23 protein-coding genes are annotated in these 21270 nt (G+C 51.8%); 15 read left to right on the top strand and 8 right to left on the bottom strand.

The window, feature by feature from the left end:
• Positions 1-126 precede the first annotated feature (126 nt).
• From K1Y77_RS01780 to K1Y77_RS01760, 5 genes are all read left to right on the top strand, one after another.
• Positions 127-2043 (top strand): type IV pili methyl-accepting chemotaxis transducer N-terminal domain-containing protein, encoded by a 1917-nt coding sequence (locus K1Y77_RS01780; RefSeq protein ID WP_264430019.1) that lies wholly within the window; start codon positions 127-129, stop codon positions 2041-2043.
• Positions 2043-2711: a two-component system response regulator NarL gene (narL, locus tag K1Y77_RS01775; protein ID WP_030074577.1), complete on the top strand. Its 669-nt coding sequence runs from the start codon at positions 2043-2045 to the stop codon at positions 2709-2711. The genes K1Y77_RS01780 and narL overlap by 1 nt, the downstream gene beginning before the upstream one ends.
• 237 nt (positions 2712-2948) lie before the next feature.
• Positions 2949-4541 carry an MFS transporter gene (locus tag K1Y77_RS01770; protein ID WP_030074579.1) on the top strand — a complete coding sequence of 531 codons (1593 nt, stop codon included), beginning with the start codon at positions 2949-2951 and terminating at the stop codon, positions 4539-4541.
• Between the two features lie 80 nt (positions 4542-4621).
• Positions 4622-5080, top strand: a complete 459-nt coding sequence (locus K1Y77_RS01765) for a universal stress protein (protein WP_264430017.1) — start codon at positions 4622-4624, stop codon at positions 5078-5080.
• A gap of 40 nt (positions 5081-5120) precedes the next feature.
• Positions 5121-6614 carry an MFS transporter gene (locus tag K1Y77_RS01760; RefSeq protein ID WP_030074583.1) on the top strand — a complete coding sequence of 498 codons (1494 nt, stop codon included), beginning with the start codon at positions 5121-5123 and terminating at the stop codon, positions 6612-6614.
• A 131-nt stretch (positions 6615-6745) separates the two neighbouring features.
• Here K1Y77_RS01760 and K1Y77_RS01755 read toward each other — a convergent pair whose 3' ends face one another.
• Positions 6746-7066 (bottom strand): carboxymuconolactone decarboxylase family protein, encoded by a 321-nt coding sequence (locus K1Y77_RS01755; protein WP_030074585.1) that lies wholly within the window; start codon positions 7064-7066, stop codon positions 6746-6748.
• A gap of 48 nt (positions 7067-7114) precedes the next feature.
• The gene (locus tag K1Y77_RS01750; RefSeq protein WP_264430014.1) at positions 7115-9088 is read right to left on the bottom strand and encodes a methyl-accepting chemotaxis protein; all 1974 of its coding nucleotides are present in this window, start codon (positions 9086-9088) and stop codon (positions 7115-7117) included.
• 141 nt (positions 9089-9229) lie between these two features.
• Here K1Y77_RS01750 and K1Y77_RS01745 point away from each other — a divergent pair, with 141 nt between their 5' ends.
• A complete protein-coding gene (locus tag K1Y77_RS01745) occupies positions 9230-9610 on the top strand; it encodes a gamma-glutamylcyclotransferase family protein (protein ID WP_264430012.1) in 381 nt (126 codons plus the stop codon).
• Between the two features lie 201 nt (positions 9611-9811).
• Complete coding sequence (locus K1Y77_RS01740) at positions 9812-11068, top strand: sensor domain-containing diguanylate cyclase (protein ID WP_051690207.1); 1257 nt, start codon at positions 9812-9814, stop codon at positions 11066-11068.
• Between the two features lie 409 nt (positions 11069-11477).
• Here the strand turns inward: K1Y77_RS01740 and K1Y77_RS01735 are convergent, their stop codons facing one another.
• Complete coding sequence (locus tag K1Y77_RS01735; RefSeq protein ID WP_030074594.1) at positions 11478-11936, bottom strand: hypothetical protein; 459 nt, start codon at positions 11934-11936, stop codon at positions 11478-11480.
• A gap of 87 nt (positions 11937-12023) precedes the next feature.
• A complete protein-coding gene (locus K1Y77_RS01730; RefSeq protein WP_232222409.1) occupies positions 12024-12623 on the bottom strand; it encodes a rhodanese-like domain-containing protein in 600 nt (199 codons plus the stop codon).
• 258 nt (positions 12624-12881) lie between these two features.
• On the opposite strand from K1Y77_RS01730, the gene K1Y77_RS01725 reads away from it, so the two are divergent.
• Positions 12882-13826 (top strand): co-chaperone YbbN, encoded by a 945-nt coding sequence (locus tag K1Y77_RS01725; protein ID WP_264018937.1) that lies wholly within the window; start codon positions 12882-12884, stop codon positions 13824-13826.
• 24 nt (positions 13827-13850) lie between these two features.
• Here the strand turns inward: K1Y77_RS01725 and K1Y77_RS01720 are convergent, their stop codons facing one another.
• A complete protein-coding gene (locus K1Y77_RS01720; protein WP_264430007.1) occupies positions 13851-15029 on the bottom strand; it encodes a MalY/PatB family protein in 1179 nt (392 codons plus the stop codon).
• Positions 15030-15068: 39 nt separating this feature from the next.
• On the opposite strand from K1Y77_RS01720, the gene K1Y77_RS01715 reads away from it, so the two are divergent.
• Complete coding sequence (locus K1Y77_RS01715; RefSeq protein ID WP_030074604.1) at positions 15069-15500, top strand: hypothetical protein; 432 nt, start codon at positions 15069-15071, stop codon at positions 15498-15500.
• 15 nt (positions 15501-15515) lie between these two features.
• Here the strand turns inward: K1Y77_RS01715 and K1Y77_RS01710 are convergent, their stop codons facing one another.
• A complete protein-coding gene (locus K1Y77_RS01710; RefSeq protein ID WP_084180529.1) occupies positions 15516-15875 on the bottom strand; it encodes a hypothetical protein in 360 nt (119 codons plus the stop codon).
• Between the two features lie 143 nt (positions 15876-16018).
• Here K1Y77_RS01710 and K1Y77_RS01705 point away from each other — a divergent pair, with 143 nt between their 5' ends.
• The 5 genes from K1Y77_RS01705 (at position 16019) to K1Y77_RS01685 (ending at position 18806) form a co-directional block, all read left to right on the top strand.
• Positions 16019-16825: a hypothetical protein gene (locus K1Y77_RS01705; RefSeq protein ID WP_030074608.1), complete on the top strand. Its 807-nt coding sequence runs from the start codon at positions 16019-16021 to the stop codon at positions 16823-16825.
• A gap of 76 nt (positions 16826-16901) precedes the next feature.
• A complete protein-coding gene (locus tag K1Y77_RS01700) occupies positions 16902-17309 on the top strand; it encodes an acyl-CoA thioesterase (protein WP_030074610.1) in 408 nt (135 codons plus the stop codon).
• 36 nt (positions 17310-17345) lie between these two features.
• On the top strand, positions 17346-17648 hold the full coding sequence (locus K1Y77_RS01695; protein WP_030074612.1) for a hypothetical protein: 303 nt from the start codon (positions 17346-17348) through the stop codon (positions 17646-17648).
• A gap of 12 nt (positions 17649-17660) precedes the next feature.
• Complete coding sequence (locus tag K1Y77_RS01690; RefSeq protein WP_030074614.1) at positions 17661-18182, top strand: DUF501 domain-containing protein; 522 nt, start codon at positions 17661-17663, stop codon at positions 18180-18182.
• 72 nt (positions 18183-18254) lie between these two features.
• A complete protein-coding gene (locus tag K1Y77_RS01685) occupies positions 18255-18806 on the top strand; it encodes an LOG family protein (protein WP_030074617.1) in 552 nt (183 codons plus the stop codon).
• 53 nt (positions 18807-18859) lie between these two features.
• Here the strand turns inward: K1Y77_RS01685 and K1Y77_RS01680 are convergent, their stop codons facing one another.
• Positions 18860-19372, bottom strand: a complete 513-nt coding sequence (locus tag K1Y77_RS01680) for a hypothetical protein (RefSeq protein ID WP_030074619.1) — start codon at positions 19370-19372, stop codon at positions 18860-18862.
• Between the two features lie 48 nt (positions 19373-19420).
• Positions 19421-19915, bottom strand: coding sequence for a tetratricopeptide repeat protein (locus K1Y77_RS01675; RefSeq protein WP_030074621.1), 495 nt, complete (start codon positions 19913-19915; stop codon positions 19421-19423).
• 251 nt (positions 19916-20166) lie between these two features.
• On the opposite strand from K1Y77_RS01675, the gene K1Y77_RS01670 reads away from it, so the two are divergent.
• The gene (locus K1Y77_RS01670; protein WP_264430002.1) at positions 20167-21198 is read left to right on the top strand and encodes an NADP(H)-dependent aldo-keto reductase; all 1032 of its coding nucleotides are present in this window, start codon (positions 20167-20169) and stop codon (positions 21196-21198) included.
• Positions 21199-21270 lie beyond the last annotated feature (72 nt).

The following is a 21270-nucleotide window of genomic DNA, read 5'->3' as shown; positions in this document are numbered from 1 at the left end:
CGTTAAATGCCGGGTTTAGGTCAAAAAGCATCGGAGGTAGACGGGCTAACCCCAAAGTAATAGCCCCCATATCGAGAGCCAGTCAATGCCACACTTTTCTAGCACTTGTGCGTTTTCGAAACCGTCATGAAATTACTGCAACGCTCCCTCGTAGCTCGCATTATTGCGTCTCTGTTAGCAATTAGCGGGATGACACTAATTAGCATCACCCTAACCATGGCAATGTCCAACAGTACCCGTGGCGATGCTGCTGCCATTAACGTTGCTGGGTCTTTACGCATGAACGCCTACCAGATTATGGGAGCATTGCAGCGCGTCGAGTATGGCCCACAAGAGACGAATGAAGAGCGGCTCAACAGCGTAGAACAGCTCGAAACATTAGTGGCACGCTTCGATCAGCGGTTATACAGTGCCGCGTTGGAACAAAGCATCCCCCTTGATGAGCACCATGAGGCTCGTCATCAGCTAGAAAAAATTCAGACCTACTGGCAACGCACGCTTAGCCCTGCTCTTGAAGATGCTCCTACTGGTGATGGTATCGCGCTAGATGCCTTCCATAGCATGATCGCCACCCTAGTCAGCGACATTGAGGTCCTCGTAACGCAGCTTGAAAACAGCACCGAAGCGAAGGTAAGGCTGCTGGGCTTGATGCAAGTGCTCTTTCTTGTGTTGATCGCCATTGTGGTGTTGATTTCGCTTTACGACGTTCGCCACAATTTGGTGTTGCCATTGCGTCAGCTGATGGTGCTCGCCAGGGAGGCAGCACAACGTAACTTTACACCGCGCTCACAGATTCGCGGCAGCGACGAGCTGGCTTTACTTGGCGACACCTTCAACACGATGTCTGCTGAGTTGGCCTCCAGCTATGCCGCGTTGGAAGACAAGGTATCGCGCAAGAAACTGGAGCTTGAGCGCAGCAACCAGGCGATGCGGGTGATGCATGATGCCAGTCGTTCACTTTATGGTGGCGGTAATGACCTGTGTTCCAGCGCAGCGCCTATGCTACGTGAATTAGAAGAACTGCTGACGCTTGGGCCGATACGACTATCTCTGAACGACCCTTTTGATCAGCGGGAAATGCCCGTTTTAGAAACCCATTCACGCACTCGGCCAGAGTATTGTCGCGATCAACATTGCCATGCTTGTCTGATAGACCCCCGCCCGCTAGAGATCATGGCCAGCGACCAAGCACAATGCTTGCTGTTACCTATCAGCGTAGGTGACACGCTGCTAGGCACTCTGGAGGTGTGGTATCCAAACGAACGCCTCAACGATAGTACGCGTCGGCTGCTCACTATTTTAGCCGACCAGCTCGCCACGGCAGTGTACCTTCAGCGACGCATCGAAGAGGAGCAGCATGTCACGCTGATTAACGAACGAACCATCATCGCCCGAGAGCTGCACGACTCATTGGCTCAGTCGTTATCGTACCTCAAGATGCAGGTCGCTCGACTCGAACGCATGCAGCAAAAAGATGCCACCAAAGAGGCTCAAGCAGCCGTGTTCGATGAACTACGTGTCGGCTTAAACAGCGCCTATCGCCAACTGCGTGAACTGCTAACTACCTTCAGGCTTAAGCTTGAAGGGCCAGGCCTTCAATCTGCCTTGCGTCAAACCGTTGATGAATTTACCCAGCGAATGGGGGCGACCGTAGAACTGAACTACGATGTACCGCCTTATTTACTGAACCCCAATGAAGATATTCACGTGCTGCAAATCATTCGTGAAGCGCTGGCCAATACTCATAAGCACGCCCAAGCTCATTGGGCGGCGGTTACCGTGCGCTTTGCCGATGCTCAGCTGCTTGTGCGTGTTGAAGATGACGGTATCGGGCTGGAAGACGATAGCTCGCCACCGATGCACTATGGGTTGGTGATTATACGTGACCGAGCGACCACCCTGAATGGAGAACTAAGCATTGCTAACCGCCCCACCGGGGGGACCCGCATAGAGCTTGTCTTTACCCCATTAACTGCTCGCTTGATCCAACAGCAGCCCACTGCGGCTGACTCCGACTCTCATTTTGGTACTGGGGCTTCATAATGACGCTGACAACCGCTAACGATTCACCTGCCAGTCTGCTGATCATCGATGACCATCCACTGCTACGCCGTGGCGTAGCTCAGCTGCTAGAGCTTGAAGATGACCTTGAGTTAGTTGGCGAAACAGGCAACCCTGAAGAGGGCATTGCGCTGGCGCTTTCCATGGAACCCGACCTGGTATTACTGGATTTGAACATGCCGGGCGTGAACGGGTTAGAGGCTTTACGCCGCCTACGAGAAGCTAACTACAGCGGCCGAGTGGTAATGTTTACTGTTTCTGATCACGAAGACGATGTTGTCTCTGCGCTACGCACCGGAGCAGACGGCTATCTACTAAAAGATATGGAACCAGAAGACATGGTTCGCCAACTGCGCCAAGCAGCCCTAGGACGTATGGTGATTAGTGAAAGCCTAACCGCATTGCTGGCCGAAGCGCTGCGTAATCAACGCAATGCGCCCACTACCCCCGACGTTCACAGCCTGACGCAGCGCGAACGAGAAATTCTCCAGCAACTGGCGGGCGGGTTATCTAATAAGCTCATCGCACGCAAATTGGATATTACCGAAGGAACCGTCAAGGTCCACGTTAAGCATCTACTCAAAAAGCTTAACCTACGCTCTCGTGTCGAAGCCGCTGTTTGGGCAGTGCAAGAAGGACTGGATCACTAGCCGACTCTGAGTGGTTACCTCCAAAGACTTCTTGGGTACTTTTACACTGTTTTAATTTTACCCCCTCTGATTTTTTCTCTTTAAAATCAATTAGCTTATCTCTCTCAGCGACTACCTCTCAAGTGGTATGTCGCTGATTTTCGAGCCTTTTCCCCTGGTTTCCCTACTCTCCTCTCAGGCGTATCTTGCCGGTTAATAGCTGTTTGCAGAAAGGTTTAATGCCAAGGGGAAACCGCCATGAGCAAAAGAAACGCCGACATTGAGAAGTGGGATGTCGAGGACGCCCACTTCTGGGAACAAACAGGCAAACGGGTCGCTAACCGCAACCTGTGGATATCCATCCCTAGCCTGCTGATGGGCTTTGCTGTCTGGATGATGTGGGGAATGATCACCACTCAAATGCAAAACCTCGGTTTTACATTTACGATTAATCAACTTTTTTCCCTAACGGCGCTTGCCGGACTTGCTGGTGCCACACTGCGTATTCCAGCGTCGTTTATGATCCGTATTGCTGGCGGGCGTAACACCATTTTCTTAACGACCGCCCTATTGATGATCCCTGCCGCGGGTACTGGGCTTGCACTTATGAACCCAGGCACGCCGTTCTGGGTATTCCAAGCCTTAGCACTACTCTCTGGCATCGGGGGCGGTAACTTTGCTTGCTCAATGAGCAATATTTCTACCTTCTATCCCAGTAAGCAGCAAGGCTATGCCCTGGGTATGAATGCGGGGCTAGGCAATTTTGGCGTTACCACCATGCAGATCGTCATCCCGCTGGTAATGACCGTTGGTATTTTCGGCGCTCTTGCTGGTGCTCCGCTAGAGCTGCAAAGCGCCAGTGGCACCTTAATTGGCCGCATCGAAGCAGGTACCGACACATGGATTCAGAATGCTGGCTTTATCTGGCTCGTATTCCTGATTCCTTTAGCGTTCGCCGGCTGGTTTGGAATGAATAACCTGCGCACCATTACCCCCAATCCCGGCTCTCCGCTGGCGGCTTTCAGTAAAATATTAGGGCTCTATGGCGTAGGTTTAGTGACTGCGATCATCGGCATGCTGGCTCTCGGTTGGCTTAATATGTGGATTGCTCTGCCGCTAACCATTGTGCTAACTCTGGTGTTGCTGCGCCTAATTCCAGGCGACATTAAGCCCAATATTCAGAAGCAGTTCGCGATATTTTCCAATAAGCACACCTGGTCAATGACGGTTCTCTACATCCTGACCTTCGGCTCTTTTATTGGCTTCTCTGCGGCACTGCCCCTCTCTATTAACGTTATCTTCGGCAATATGATGGAAGTGGCCGCCGATGGCTCACTCACCCGCGTAGCCAACCCAGAGGCCCCCAGCGCCTTAACATGGGCTTGGATAGGCCCCTTTGTAGGTGCACTGATACGCCCGTTGGGCGGTTGGATTTCCGACAAGGTGGGCGGCTCAATCGTCACCCAACTTATTTCTGCGGTTATGGTGGTCGCCTCTATGGCCACCGGCTATGTGATGATGCTGGCCTATAACGCCACTGACCCCAACCAATTCTTCTGGATATTCCTTCTGCTGTTCATTGTGCTATTCGCCGCCAGCGGTATTGGCAATGGTTCAACCTTCCGCAGCATAGGCGTGATTTTCGACCAACAACAGAAAGGCCCGGTACTGGGGTGGACCTCTGCCGTTGCCGCCTATGGCGCTTTCATCGCCCCTCGGGTCATGGGCGAACAAATTCAAGCCGGCACACCGGAACTGGCTATGTATGGTTTCGCGGCCTTCTACGCGATTTGCCTTGTTATTAACTGGTGGTTCTACCTGCGCAAGGGTGCCTACGTTAAAAACCCCTGACCTATGTTCAGAACCCCTAATCTTTACGCCCGGCGCTAAGCGCCGGGTCTTGATCCCCTACCCCACTGCGGGAGGACACCATGAAAATCATGATCGCCTACGACGGTTCGCGAAACGCTAAGCTGGCGCTTGCTCAAATCGTCAATATGTTCCGCTGTAACCAACCCCTGCTGGTACTCGTCGGTGTCGTTGAGAACCCTCTCGACGCTACCGACAACAACGAAACGCTCTTTCAACAAGAGCGTGACGAGCTTAAACAGCACCTTCAAGAAGGCGTGACATTCGCTACCGGCGAGGGTTTCGAAGCAGAGCTGCTGCTAGCCGAGGGAGATGCCCGCAAGATGCTGCTGCAAGCAACTCAGAAACTCTCGCCAGACCTGCTGGTGATCGCCCGTCATAGCCATCAACCAGACGGTGGCATCATCGCCAAGTCGTTGACGTATTTTGTCGATGAACTCGACTACATGACGTTCGGCAGTGTCAGCTCGTTCCTGGCTCGACGCGCCGAATGTCCTTTATTGATCCTGCCCAGTCCTTGAGCAGCCCTAAACCACCCTTGGGACACAGGATGAGACGCCCATGAAAGTTTCCTCTGTATTCAAGTTTCGCAGCCCTGAAATCCGGGCTTTGCACCTGACCTGGATCGCCTTTTTTATTACCTTTTACGTGTGGTTCAACATGGCGCCGCTGGCGTCGAGTATGCTCAAGAGCGTCGACTGGCTGACCCCGGACGACCTCAAGCTATTCGCCATTTGCAACGTCGCGTTGACCATCCCTGCGCGTATTATTGTTGGCATGGCATTGGACCGCTTCGGTCCGCGTCGCGTGTTTTCAGTGCTAATGGTGACAATGTCGATACCGGCACTGGCATTCGCCTTCGGGGATAGCATGACCCAGCTACTGGTCGCCCGCTTAGTGCTGAGTTCGATCGGTGCCAGCTTCGTGGTAGGTATCCATATGACCGCGCTGTGGTTCAAGCCCAAGGACATCGGCTTTGCCGAGGGCTTTTACGCTGGCTGGGGCAATTTTGGTTCCGCAGTAGCGGCCATGTCGCTCCCGACCATTGCTCTAAGCATGTACGGCGGGCCCGATGGCTGGCGTTGGGCAATTGCTCAAAGTGCCATCGTGATGGCGGCTTACGGCGTCTATTACTGGTTCGCGATCACTGATGGTCCTGATGCCAGCTCCCATCGCAAACCACGTAAAACGGCAGCCATGGAAGTGAGCTCTTGGGCCGATATGATCAAGCTGATCATCTGGACCATCCCACTCGTTGGCGTACTCGCCATTTTGGTGTGGCGTATCCAGTACATGGGCTACTTATCGGTCACTGGCGCCACCATCGCCTACCTCGTTATCGTCGCGATTGTGATCTACCAAATTGTACAAATTCTGCGGGTTAACCTGCCAATTTTGCGCAAGGGAGTACCTGAAGATGATAAGTACTCCTTCAATAGTGTGGCTGCGCTTAACAGCACTTACTTTGCAAACTTCGGCGCGGAGCTGGCAGTCGTATCCATGCTGCCTATGTTCTTTGAGGAGACTTGGGGACTCAATGCCGCCACGGCTGGCCTGATCGCAGCATCGTTTGCGTTCGTCAATCTTGTGGCTAGGCCCATGGGCGGTATGGTGTCTGACCGCATGGGTAACCGGCGTTTTGTGATGCTGTGCTACATGTTCGGCATTAGCGTAGGTTTCTTAATGATGGCATTACTCAATTCAAGCTGGCCGTTGATTCTGGCCATTGCAGTGACCATCGGCACGTCGATTTTCGTGCAGGGAGCTGAAGGAGCGACGTTCGGTATTATTCCCTCCATCAAACGCCGCATCACAGGGCAAATTTCAGGCATGGCAGGTGCCTACGGCAACGTGGGTGCTGTGGTGTACCTGACTATCTTTACATTTGTCACCCCCTCGCAGTTCTTCTACATCATCGCTGCTGGCGCGTTCATTAGCTGGGTGATTTGCCTAGTGTGGCTCAAGGAACCTGAAGGGGCCTTCGACGACGAGTACTATGTTTCTTCTGTCGACAGAGATATCGAAACGCAATCTCTCAAGAACAGTAAGACCTAAAGAACAGTAAGATCTATAGAACAGGAAAATCTCAACGTTCATCAATCCTGTCACAAACGCACACAACCCGGGCCTAGGCCCGGGTTGTGTGTTTATGTACATACGCACATGGCGAGTATCGCGGGGAACCGCTACTGAGGATCGGTAATATCCTCAATCCAGGTCAAGGCTGCCACAGCGGCCGGAAACCCAGCCGTAGGAATCGCCAACATGGCGACTTGTTTAAGCTCTTCAGAGCTTAAGCCCTCCTCCAGGGCACGGCGAACATGGGAGTGGACCGCCCCTTCGGAACGGGCACCTATCGCCAGCGATAGCTTAATCAAGCGGCGGCTGCGCGCATCTAGCGGGCCAGCTTCAGCACAGGCCTTACCTAGCGCTGCATAAGCCTCCCAAATGTCAGGATACTGCTCCGCTACATCGCCCGCTGCCGAGGGTAAATCATTTTTTTTCATAGCAAATTACCTTAAAAAACAATAAATGAACCCAGAGTATAGGAGATACTAAAAAGCCTGCTGGGTACGATAGTCAGCCTTGAGAAGCGGGGTGCTTTCCGAAGGGGCTGACCCGACGTGGTACTTACTGATTCTCCCGGACATTTCTTCTGCTTGTTCATCTAGCGAGCGGCTAGCAGCGGCGACTTCTTCCACAAGCGCTGCGTTTTGCTGGGTAACCTCTTCTAACTGACCCATGGCACTATTAATTTGCTCAACACCGGCGGACTGTTCATTCGTAGCGGAAGCCATCTCTTCCATCAGCCGTGCAACCTTTTGAACACGCTCAGAAATGGTCGTCAAGGTACTGCTAGTAGACGTTACTAAGCTTTCGCCCTCGTTAATTTTAGCGATGTTGTTATCAATTAAGTGGCGTATTTGGTTCGCTTCTTCTGCACTACGGCTGGCTAGCTTGCGCACTTCACTGGCAACAACCGCAAACCCACGGCCATGCTCACCGGCACGGGCAGCTTCCACAGACGCGTTCAGCGCCAACAAATTAGTTTGAAAGGCAATATTGTCAATCGCCGCGATGATCGTGGTTACTTGGTCACTGGATTCATGGATATGCCGCATGGCTTCCTGGGCTCTTTGCGCAATGGAGGAGGCGTCTTCAGCTTCTGATGCAACCTCCTTCGTCATGCGTTGCGCTTCATGGGCATTCTCAGCGGTTTGACGAACGGTGGCGGTAATTTCTTCAAGGCTAGAAGCCGTTTGCACCAACGAGGCCGATTGCTCTTCCGTGCGCTGAGCTAAATCTTGGTTACCTTGGGCGATTTCACCACTGGCCAGCTCCACCGACTGCGCGTTGCGCTTAATTTCTCCAATGAGCGCTTCCGTATCTCCCGAAGCATCATTAAAGGCTCGGTAAAGTCGAGAAAGCTCGTCTGAACCCGGCACCGCTAGCCGCTGCGTTAAATCATTGCCGCGCGAAGAGATATTAGCCAGGGCGGCAGTTAAAGGGCGAGTCAGGGTACGCACTATTAATATCGCCATCACAACAGCCAGTATGGTGGCTAAGAGCGAGATGATAATATAACGCCACAGGGCATTTTGAGCGGCACGTTGCATGTCCGCTGTAGTTGTAATTATTCCCTCGGCTACGCTGTTTTCAAGCGCTTTCAGGCGACCTATTTTAACAGTTTGCCACTCAAACCATTCGTTAGGATCAACGTTATAACCGCCCACGTTGTACTGCTGGATAGCCAGCTCACGTCGTTCAATCAAGCGCTCAATCTCCGGGCCGCTCAAGGCATCATCAAGCTGCTTTTGAGTTTCTACTGCAGCAAATGCGCGAAACCCAGTTAGAAAGGCAACCTCTTCACCCAATAAGGAGAGATAACGGTTCAGCATTTCAAAGCTCATACCATCCGCGCTAAACGCTGCCGATAGCATGGCACGTTCAATGCCCGCTAAATCTTTCGCTTGAAGAAGGTTAAAATACGCAGCAAGTTGACGACTGATCTCCCCCTCACTGGTTTGCTGAGCAAGTGATCCCACTAAGCTCATCAGCTGGTGGTTAATACCCGTGTAATGATTAAGTGCTAATGTCATCCCTACGGATAACTGATCGACCTCACGGCGTAATTCAGCCGTTCGCTGCCACTGTTGAATAAGTTGATCAAGCTGGCCACTGGCGGCTGTACTTAACGTTTTGCCGTCTAGTTCCTCACGCTGTTGAATAAACGCCTCAGCAGCCACATCGGTTGCGGCACGCTGCTGGCTCAAGCGCTCCCCAAACGCCTCACCTTCGCTTGCCAAATAGCCGGATGACATACCCCGTTCACGCTGCATTTCATGTATCCAATCACCGGCATGTTGTGCCAACGCTGTCATCGTTTGCAGCCGTTGCAGTTCCTTTACCGCCGCTTGCCGGTCAAGCACCCCGTTTACTGTAAACCACGCCAAGGCAAGCAGTGGTAACGTCAGTACTAGGGCAAATTTCACGTACATGGGCAAACGGTTAATCAATTTTTTCATCATTTAATTTCCATAAAGCAGGCGGCACCACATAATTTATTCTTAGCATCTTATCCTCTACGCCAGCATGACAAGCAAGGAACTCATGAATGAATAGCAGCTATATCTTTCTTTTCAGGTCGCGTTACATTGAAGAGCACTCTTATGGATAACTTAAAGCGCGACATAGCCCGGTGCCCCCGCGTCGCGGTATATGGCACCTTGAAACGTGGGCAACGCAACCACCACTGGTTGGGCGGCACAGCGCTGTTAGGTCATGACTACCTGACCGCTCTGACACTGTATGACCTTGGCCCCTACCCAGGAGCGAAGCAGAAAGCCTCCCAAGGTGCATTAGTAGAAGTCTATGCAATTAACAGCGACCAATTGGCATTGCTTGACCAGCTAGAAGAGTATTGCCATCACGCTCCGTTAACAGGCACCTATTGCCGTGAGATCTTCCAGACCCGGCATGGCAGCGCTTGGTGCTACCTCTACAACTATGGTGTCAAAGATAAGATGCGTATCGATAATGGAGAGTGGTAAATCACTTTAGGCAATACTGTCGATGATTGTTGCTGAATAGTTTATAAGCAATTTTTTTCACATGATTAATTAAAAGTGCCTACACTGACAAGCGTAATAAATGACACGCTTCGTCAATAATATGCTGATATGACGTCCATTTAAGATTAAACTTCTTTTTATTATTCAAATATTAAAGTCTTTATTATTCAGAATCTAAGTATGAAAAAACCAACAGAAGAAGCTGTACTTTGGTCCGCGCTGTTTGAACAGTCTGGGGATGGCATGGTGGTACTCAGACAAAATGGTAGCGTGTACCGTGTGAACCAGTGTTATGCCGATATGCTCGGTTATACCGTCGAAGCGATGAAAGAACTTTATGTATGGGACTGGGATACACAATTTTCCCAGTGTGAACTACAGCAGATGTTGCTAACTGTCGATAATTCAGGCGAACATTTTAATACGCAGCAACGTCGCAAAGACGGCGCTATTATCGATGTAGAACTCAGCAACAATAGCGTTCTTTATCAGGGAGAAAACCTGATTTTCTGCATTGCTCGTGATATTACAAAACGCAAACTAACGGAAGAACGATTGCGGCATAAAGAAGAGCTGCTTCAAAGCATCGCCTCTCAGGTTCCTGGCGCACTTTATCAATACCGCATGACCCCAGAGGGTACACGCAGCTTCCCTTACTTTAGTGAAGGGGCTGTCGAGCTGGGAGGCCTTTCATTAGAGGAGCTTTATCGTTCAGGAGCAGCCCCCATTATGTCGCGCATACTTCCCGAAGATGCCGCGATGGTAGAAGCCAATATTCAAAAAACCGCCAAGCAGTTAGCGCACGCTCAGTCAGAGTTCCGCATTCTCCACGGAGATGGCTCTATTCGCTGGATAGAGAGCCGCTCGGCAGCCAAAAAGGAAGTCGATGGCTCCATTTTATGGACAGGGATACTGTTAGATATCACTCAGCGCAAGCTAGCTGAAGAGCGTGTCCGTACGATGGCGATTACTGACGGCCTTACCGGCATTACCAACCGGCAAGAGATCAGCCGTTTATTAGCGTATGAGGTAGAACGCACAGCCCGCTACGACACGCCGTTTTCACTGATTATGTACGATCTCGACCATTTCAAGCAGGTCAATGATCAATTTGGTCATAACGCGGGTGATGAGGTTTTGAAAACGGTTACAAAGCTAGTCAATGACACTATTCGCGGCATTGATCTTCATGGTCGGTGGGGAGGAGAAGAGTTCATGATAATACTGCCGCAAACCCAATTGGAGGCCGCTAAAAATATTGCTGAAAAGCTAAGGCAGGCAGTCGCTGCCTACCATTTTGAAAAAATTGGAACTGTCACCGCCAGTTTTGGTGTCGCAGAACGAGCCCCCCAAGAAAATTCCCAATTAATCGCCCAGCGAGTTGATGAAGCCCTCTATCGAGCGAAAATGCGTGGTAGAAATCGAGTTGAAACATGAAACAGAGAAAACGGTAATTTGAGGAAGACGTAAATAACATTGACGTATGGCTAACAGACATACGTCTGTTATACATATCTTATTAGCAAGCTTAACAAACGATCCAGAACTATTAACACGCTATTTAAAACGCACTACTTATATTAGCTTTTACTCTTCTTATGCTAATAACGCTATCCATGCCAGCATAGGGCAAGCCATTTGCCGTGAATGTCATAGATGGTGACAATTTTACTGTGTTAAGTCTTATTGTATTGCAAAAGGAGACCAAGCCGTCAGTACGGTGGTTTCGGGGAGTTGCATTGACATCGAAGGGTCGGGCGGCATGCTTATAGCTGCCACACTAATAAAAAAGCCGCCGTTATCTTTCGATAACAGCGGCTTTTATTGCGAGCGATAGCGCTAATAGTTAGAAACTGTAAACCGGAATAGCAGGGTCGCGCATCATTTCAGCTATCGGGCCAGGAGCAGCCACACCAACACCTTCTAACAGGTCTTCTTCGCTGTGATCGGTGTTAGGCAGGTAAATGGCGCAGACATCCACACCAACACCCTCGCCCATCAGCATTTTCAGCATACCTTCTGGCTTAACTTGCCCTGCTGGGTTGCTCGGCGGGGTATTTACTGCTTCTTCGCTTTCATAGCCATCTACGGCCAGGTCACCAGCAGCATCACACAATAAAATGTGGAGATCTGTGCCCTGCTGTCGCATAGCATTGCCTAAAATCATCGCCATCGTTTGGGTTTGCAGTGCATCACTGGTGAGAATCATTAGAGCTTTTTCGCCCTCATCACCATGGTTATCTGCAACAGCAACCAGGGGTAGCGCTAACGCGAATGCACCTGACATGAGTAATGTTTTACGCATCGTTATCTCCTTGAAGGTAGATTGCTCGTTGTTTGTCTTTCGTTATAGGGTGTGATCTTGACTAAAGTGCCTGTCTTTACCCGCTTTTCATTCGTGCCATGCCACATCTGGGTCAATTTCATAGCTCCAGGGCAGCCCCGAATTACGCCAACCATCACGTGCTCTCACGCCTTTTGAATCGCCTTCAGCCAGCGTGCCACCCTCAAAGCCATCGCTGACGGAGTACACGTCTGAAAACCCCATTTCTGCAATGAGATCAGCGGCTGGTGCACTGCGTGTTGCTCCTGAACGGCACATCACAATGATGGGGGTATCGTCGTTTGCTTGATGCGCTTCAAGTGCAGCTTTAATTTGTTCAGCAAAATCAGGGTTGCGCACCATAGGCCATGTCTTTTTATCTGCGTCGAATTCAGAGCGGTCTGCTAGCACCCAAGGCACATGAATATCAGTAGGAGCGGCAAACCCTGTGAATTTGATTTCGACAGGATCACGCACATCAATTAACAGTGCATTCTCGTCTTGCTGTAATAAGTCATAAGCTTCTTTGGCTGTTACATACAAACCAAGCTGTGTTTCTCGATAGGCTTCTGCTTCTTCCCCTTGAGCGATAGTGGCCATACTCATGGCTAAGCCTGCTAGCGTGACCAGAGCTGCCCCACGAAAGGAAAACCCAGACCTATAATTCATACTATTTTTCATAACAAAAACCTCTAAGCAAATAACCTCATGCGATTAGAGTAGCTGAAAAGATATAAAAACACCTGCGACGTTTTGCCACTAGCCAAAAGGGGTAGCCAAGTTGGCGAGCATTTACGTTTCATCATGATGCTTCTGTACCAATGATCATCGACCTGCCTTACTTTATTTGCCTTCGTTTCCTTGAATCCTTCTTCTATTGCCTGCATATCATGTAGTAATCCTTTTCAAGCGATGCAGAGCTTAGCCATGTCCATTATTGACCCCCGTACCGGCAATCCGTTAACTACGGAACCCGCTAATACCGGCAACGAAGAAGCGGGCACAGCTCGCCCTTCCGTGACACCCGAAGAAGTGATTATTGAGCTTAACGCTGGCAATATTCAGCAAGTGCTTGAAGCATCAATGCAAGTGCCCGTGCTACTGGGCTGTTATTCGCCTTCAAACGCCAGTGGCAATGCCCTGCTATTGGTGTTGGAAAAGTTAGCCGTTGAGTACGCGGGTGCCTTCCTGCTTGGCAAACTGGATATTGACGTTAATCCGGAAATCGCTAGTCAGTTAGGCGTACGCTCAGCACCCGATGTTAAGCTCGTTAGCCAAGGTGGTTTGGTCGATAGTTTCCAAGGCGTATTACCTGAAAAGGAAGTGCGCGAGTGGTTAAACCGTTACTTCCCTGCCCCAGGTGAAGCACCGCCTAGTCCAGAAGATCAAGCCGAAGAGGCATTAGCAGCGGGCGATGCAGCAGGCGCGCGCGAAATCTATCAAACCTTAATTAGCCAGTATCCTGAGCACTACGCCTATCAGATTGGCCTTGCACGTGCACTGGTGGCTGAGAAACGCGGCGATGATGCCCGCAGCGTGCTCGACAATTTACCCCCTGAAGAGCGCGATGCGGCACCCGCCCGCGGCGTACGAGCCAGCATCGAATTTAGCGAGCAGGCACTCTCTGTCGAAGACATCGCCGCGTTAGGTGATCGCAACGACAGTGAGGCGCGGTATCAGCGTGCTCTGCGTCAAGTTGCCGATAGCCATTACGAAGCCGGCCTTGAGGGGCTACTGGGCTTGATGAAGGATGACCGCGCCTATAACGACGACGCGGCCCGTAAAACCTTACTGCAAGTCTTCGACGCTCTGGGTGCCGATCATCCGCTAACCGTTACCTATCGGCGCAAGCTATTTGCTCTGCTGTACTGATGAATTCGTACTGATTCGTACTGATCAGACTTTTAACAACGCATCCATGCGCGCCAATGCCGCTTCTAACTGAGAAGCGGTGGTTCCAAAATTAAGCCGCACGAAACCAGGGCAGCCAAACGCCGCCCCATCAGAAAGCGCTACGCCCGCCCGCTCCAATAACGCCTTGGCGGGCGAATCGCCTAGCCCTGCTGCGCGCATATCCAGCCACGCAAGGTAGGTGGATTCCGGCGCGCTCATGGTCACCCCAGGCCATAGCGCTACTCGCGCTTGCAGCGTAGCGCGATGCTCTCGCAGCACTGCTAACAGCGCCTGACGCCATGGCTCACCTTCGCGGTAAGCCGTTTCAGCCGCCACTAGCCCCAACACATTTCCGTCCGGCAAAAAGCCTTTTGTGGCCGCCGCAAAGCGCTTACGCAGCGCAGCATCCGGGATTACCCCACAGGCACTGGTCAGCCCCGCAAGATTGAACGTTTTTGACGGCGCCCACAGCGTAATGATTCGTTTGGCCAGTTCAGGGAACATGACAGCCAAGGGGCGATGAGAAGCTCCCTCGTTTAACAGCAGATCGCAGTGCAACTCATCAGAGACGACCCATAAGTCATGCCGCTCAATGACCGAGGCCAACTTGGTCAGCTCATGATCACTCCATACGCGCCCTGTTGGGTTATGCGGATGACACCACAGCAACAGGCGGGTTTGCGGTGTTATTGCGGCTTCTAACGCGTCAATATCCAACTGCCAAGGCTCGCCAGGGGTGGTCGGCTCAGCTAACATCGCTTGCTGGGCCTGCCGTCCTGTGCGCTCGGCAACAGCCAGGAATGGTGGGTAAATCGGGGCAATCGTGAGGATTCCGTCACCAGGTTTGGTTAGCGCCATGGCTGCAAAGTGCAACGCAGGCACAACCCCTGGCAGCCACTGCTGCCATTCGGGTTGAATAGACCATCCATAGTGGCGAGCGCTCCATTGGCAAAGAGTATCTGTTAATGTAGCAGGCACTTCACCATAGCCATAGACACCGTGCTCAACGCGGTCATGTAGCGCATCAATCACCGCCTGCGGTGAGCGAAAGTCCATATCCGCTACCCACAACGGCAGTACATTTGCATCGTAGCGGTGCCACTTTTGCGAGGCATAATGCCCTTTGGAAGCGCGCCCTTTGGGAGAGCGCCTTTCAATGGGCGTGACAAAATCAAACGCCATAACTGATCTCACTTATCTTCTCGGGAGTAACGACTGAGCATGCCGCAAGATGACTTTTATACCAAGATGCGCGCCGGGCTTTCTGCGTTGTTGCGGCAGTGGCGTTCGCTCGGCCAAGCCGACACTGATCAACTAGCGCTTATTTTGGCTGAAACGGCACGGGTCGCAAAGTTAGGTACTCCAGATGCAACGCCAAGCGGTGCCACACTTGAGCAGTGGAGTCTCGACGAGCAAGGCGAAATGCCACTTTGGGCACCACGCACTGCGGTGTTTTTGCTCAACCAAATGCCAGCTCGTCCCACCCCGCAAAGCGACGCCGAAGCCTGTGCTTGGGCCTACTGTTGGCTACGTAATCGGTCATTTGAGACACTTCAAGCTGCGCATGATGCACTGCCAACCCATCTAAAAGCGCCGCTAGAAAATGCCTTGGAAGCTGCCTGGCGTGATCAACAAGGGCTCCGCTTAGTGTAGTTGGCGCTGGGGCAGTTAATGGCGCTTGCGCACCGACGACTTTGGCTTAAAGCCTGCGGGCTTGGTGGCTAGCCAATCGACAAACGCGCGTATGTCATCATCACTCATTAGCGCTTCTAGACTGGCAAAACGATCTGCTAACTCGCGCTCGCTATACAGACGATGTATATGCTTATGACACGGGTGGCAAAGCCACACTATCGCGGTTAGACGCTCTTCACGGCTGTAACGTTTTTGATAACGCGGCTTGTTATGCAGGGTGCGCGGTATTAAGTGGTGTTTGGTCAGTGGCGACGCCCGCTGGCACAGCTCACAGCCGGCAGGCTTGGGAGGTGGGGAAAGCGCGTGTGTGCGTGAATCGATTGATCGCGTCACGGGAGAAACAGCCTCTCATACAGGCAATAGTTAGTCTGTTAATAGTAAACTGGTATTAGTTAAATAGCGGTAGCGCCAAAGCAGGTCGATCAAACAACTGTACAACAATAGTAACGGTTTAATAGCCGCAAGGAAAACACTCCATGATAGAGGTTCCTCTCACTTGGCAGCTGGCGAAACTAGGCCTATCAATTAGCATGGTACTAGGGCTAGGCGCTATTGCAGTGCGCGCCAGCCCACGTATAGCGGGTCTGTTAGCGGGCTATCCGCTTGGAACGGCGTTAGCCCTGTTTTTTATTGGTTTAGAAATTTCCCCTCTTTTTGCGACCCAAAGCGCAGTGCATACACTCGCTGGGTTTACTGCAACAATGGCACTTGGGGCTGGCTATTTGGTGGCAGGCCGACAACCAGGATTTAAAGGCGTTGTGGGCGGTTTATTCGGCGGCTTTATCGCATGGTTCGCGGTCAGCACGGTGCTTGCTCAATTCAGTTTTACGCGTTTAAGTGGCACTCTTGTGACCCTATGTGCCATCGCCGTGTTTAGTGTGTTATTCCGCACTATTCCTGATGTAAAGAGCCCTGCCAGTCGTGCTTTTTCACTATCCGCCTTAGCGGCGCGCGCCTGTTTGGCCACCGTCATTATTTTCGTGATTACACGACTTGCACACTGGCTACCACCCGCTTGGGCAGGGACATTGGCGGCCTTTCCTGTCACGATGCTGCCATTTTTGCTTATCCTGCACCTCAATCATGGGGTGGCTCCCGTAGCAACGGTTATCAAACACTACCCAATAGGGCTGGGTTCGCTGCTGAGTTATACGCTATGTGTTTCCTATACGTACAACACACTAGGGCTTTTGTGGGGCACATTGGCAGGCTTTGCTGCCGCGACCCTATGGTTGCTGGGATGGATGCAATTAACCGCTTGGTATCAGCGTCGTGCTACTTGACCAAGCGCTCGCTAGGGGTAATTCTGATTAGCCTAAATGGCGAATAAACAAGCTAACAAACAATAAGGATACCCTGATGTTCACCCGTATGATTGAGCCGGCTTTTTACGACACCGATGCCCTAGGCCATATTAACAATACCCGTCTGCCCGCTTGGTTTGAGCTAGCACGTAACGACTTATTCAGGTTGTTTACGCCAGACCTCAACCCCAAACAGTGGCGCTTGATTATGGCCCGGATGGAAGTCGACTATCGCGCTGAACTGTTCTACGGCCACGACATCGAACTACGTACCTACTTGACGCGTTTAGGTACCAGCTCGTTTACAGTGACTCAAGAAGCCCGGCAGCATGGTACGCTTACTAATCTAGGGCATACCGTACTGGTACAATACGACCATCATGAAAAACGCGCGGTCCCTATTGAAGGCGAGTTGCGCGATGCGCTATCCGCCCACTTACACAGCGCGCCAACGCCTGCTTAAGACACCCTCTGCTTGGCGGGGCGCTGGGAGATTTTCATGGCAATCCGTTATAACCTTTGGATCGACCCTGACAATACGGCGCAGCATCGCGCCGTTGAAGCCGACCTTGAGCGCTACTTTATAGATCGCTTTGCTGACTACCCGCATATCCGCTTGTTCGGCGCAGACCCCTACGATTATGATGCCCCGTTCAACCGACTTTATGATGTATTAATGGCGCGAGCTGCAGAATACTGCGAAGAGAAGTGGCGTTATGTTGCCACCCCCGAGCAGTTAAACCGTTGTTTTTTCCGCGCCGTTGGCCGCTCAAATAAGTTTGTCCAAGATGACCGAAAGTGAGACATCACCGCAATGGTAATTCGTACCGACCAGGCGCCCAATGAGCGCCAGCTAGCTATTATCACTCAACAACTTGGACGTGCCCCGCGCGGTATTGAAGCCGTTGCTGCGACCGACACTAAAGGCACTCCGCTAGTGCTGCGCATGGCCCCCATTGTCGATGGCAAACCGTTTCCAACTCTTTACTGGCTATGCTCTGATCTGTTGAAAATCGAAATTTCCCGCATTGAAGCCGTTGGTGTCATTAAGTCACTAGAACAACGCCTTCAGGAGGAGCCCGAATTTCTAGACGCTTACCAGCAAAGCCATCGTGATTACGTTAAAGCACGCTGGGCATATATGAGCGATGCACAGCGGGATGAGGTCACTCAGTTAGGTTATACCGACGTGCTGACCGAACGCGGCGTCGGCGGCATTAGCAACTGGCAACAGGTTCGCTGCCTGCATACTCAATATGCTCACCATTTATGCGGCAATAACGTCATCGGACAATGGATGGACGAACACTACGATGTTCAGCGCTGCCTAAGTTAACACTCCTCTCACTAACGGCTTAACATTAACCGCTTACTCATCAGCAGCTGATCAGTAATAAGGATGCTTACTATGGCACGAATTTGTGTATATCTCGGCTCGCGAGAAGGAAATACAACCGCTTTTCGCCAGGCCGCCAATACGCTTGGCACTGCCATTGCAGACCGCGGCCATACCCTTGTTTATGGTGGTGCGCGCATCGGTTTAATGGGTGAGCTTGCTAACGCGACGCTGGAAGCAGGCGGCAAGGTAATTGGTGTAATGCCAGACCACCTTGTCGAGCGCGAGCAGGCACACTTTGGTTTAACGGAACTCATACGCGTGCCAAATATGCACGAACGCAAAGCCACTATGGCGGCCAACGCTGATGCTTTTATTGCCTTACCTGGCGGGATAGGTACGTTTGAGGAACTGTTTGAAATTTGGACCTGGGGCTATTTAGGGCTTCACGACAAACCCATGGGTCTACTTGATACCGATGGTTTTTATGCCCCACTTCTTACCTTTTTGGACAGCACCGTCAGCCACGGCTTCTTAGCTCAAACGACCCGCGATATGTTGATGGATGCATCCACACCTAGCCAACTATTGGCTGCATTAGAAGCCCAACTTAGTTTGGCCTAAAAAGATAGGCACTATAATGTGCTTCTCTGACAGCGGCATTAAAAAGCAGCCGATTAGCGCTTAGCGTCTTCCGTCAGCACAAGCGTACGTTGATAGGTGAGTTGTAACAGACGTGCATCTTCACCAGCGCGATGACGATGGATACCACGCTCAGCGATGACGGCTTCTTTTGTGCTGCTCCATAGCGCTTGCTGCTCTTCGCTGAGCAAAATACGTAATGCCTCTAAACGAAAGCGCGGCAGCATCCCCGCATGATGAAACAGCAGCGACAACCACGTATTGTCATAGCCCCAGCTGTCGCTGTAGGCCTTTCCAAGTTCACGGAGTTCGTCATTTAACCAATGTGCCACTTGGCGTACAGGATAGCCCTCTCGCTGTAAACGCTCACGGGAAATGCCGTGCAAAAGCTCAGCTTTGGGATCCCAATGTACCCACTCATCCAGCGGCTGAATAAGAAACGCACAGCAGCTACCGTCGGCACGGGCAATGCCAACTTCAATAGGGTAACTGCCGCGACCGAATCCGGACGCTTCAATATCTAGCACTGTAGGTAGCGTCTCGGACACTGATTTCCTCATTCACTGATCTCAGCGGCCAGACCACTGACGTCTCTACTAGGCTGCCGCCATTCCCGTTGTTGCCTGACGATCTGCCAAGCGTTGCCAATAGGCCGCCTGCTCGTCGTCTATTGCCAAGCCTAGCTCACCTAACCGATAGGCGCGCGCCAACCGTTCTGCGGCCAGATAATGGCCCGATTGGGCGGCACGGGCATACCATGTCACCGCGTAATCCTCACGCCGTGGGTACTGAACACAGCCGTGCTCGTGAATCTGCGCTGCCTGGTACTGTGATTTTATATCGCCAGCTTGAGCCGCTTCTAACACATAACGCGCGCCACGCGCCTTATCCTGCGGCGACAGGCTGCGATGAAACAGCATATGCCCATAGATCGACTGAGCATCGGGGTGTCCCGCTTCTGCGCAGCGTTTAAGCAAGCGCATCGTCAAACGCTGTGTGCGCGGCGAACGCGGCAATAACCAACGCGTGTGAAACAGCTGCTCGGCTAGGCGAAACTCTAACCGGGTAAACAAAGTTGATGCCTGCGGCATGGCAAACCACCCTGCCTATCTGTTGAGATCTTCGGCTAGCTATCGTTCCCGCTTTTTGACCGCTAACCATACGATTAACCAGCACTAGGCTGGTCGATGGGCTGGCAAGCATACGCCTGCCTTTGCGCCGACTCAACCCTATTGATTTGCTGCTTTTGTAGCGCCTCGCTAACATGCCTCTCACGCGCCATTATTCACGGCGTTCATCAGTGAATATCCTGAGGCAATTTCGCTTCATTGAGGAGACGATAATGCAAACCCGACCACTGGGTAGAACCGGGATTGAAGTCAGCCGGCTCTGTTTAGGCACCATGACCTTCGGCGAACAAAATAGTGAAGCTGAGGCCCATGAGCAGCTTGATCGCGCGGTCGCTTTTGGCATCAATTTTATCGACACCGCTGAAATGTATCCGGTACCACCAAAGGCTGAAACGCAAGGGCTAACAGAGACTTACATTGGCAGCTGGTTGAAAGCACGTAGCGCTAGAGACGATGTCATTATTGCCACCAAAGCCGCAGGCCCTGGGTTAGATCATATTCGTGGCGGCCCTAAAATGAGCCGCGACCATCTGCATCAGGCCGTTAATACCAGCCTTGCACGACTCAACACAGATTATATCGACCTTTATCAGTTGCACTGGCCAGACCGTAAAACCAACTTCTTTGGCAAACTGGGCTATACCCACGCTGAACAAGAAGATGCGACGCCGCTTGAAGAAACGCTGTCAGCGCTGAAGGAACTGGTAGATGCCGGTAAAGTACGCGCCATTGGCCTTTCCAATGAAACGCCGTGGGGTGTCATGCGCATGCTGCAGCTATCAGAGCAGTTAGGGCTGCCTCGGGTAGCGTCTATTCAAAACCCCTATAACTTGCTTAACCGTACGTTTGAAGTCGGGCTCGCTGAGATCGCTCACCGTGAAGACGTGGGTTTACTCGCCTACTCGCCGCTAGGCTTTGGCGTGCTGTCAGGCAAGTACCTTGACGGTGCTAAGCCGCCCAAAGGGCGTTTGACGCTTTATGAGCGGTTTCAACGCTATACCTCGCCAGAAGCAGAAGCGGCAACGCAGGCTTACGTTCAACTTGCTAAGAAGCATGACCTAGACCCTGCCCAAATGGCATTGGCCTTTGTCAACTCCCGCCGTTTTCTAACTAGCAACATCATTGGCGCCACTACAATGGATCAGCTTGAAAGCAACCTCGACAGCGAGAGCCTTAAGCTGGATGAAGAAGTGCTCGCCGCTATCGACGACATTCACCGTCGGATGCCTAACCCCTGCCCCTAATCACGTGTTCCGCTATCAAGCCGATAGCCTCGGCCATCGCCGAGGCTTGGTATAATGCTTTTCTATTTTCTG

The organism is Halomonas qaidamensis (genome assembly GCF_025917315.1).
In the GTDB taxonomy this organism is placed as follows: domain Bacteria; phylum Pseudomonadota; class Gammaproteobacteria; order Pseudomonadales; family Halomonadaceae; genus Vreelandella; species Vreelandella qaidamensis.
This window is presented reverse-complemented; position numbering and strand designations above follow the sequence as displayed.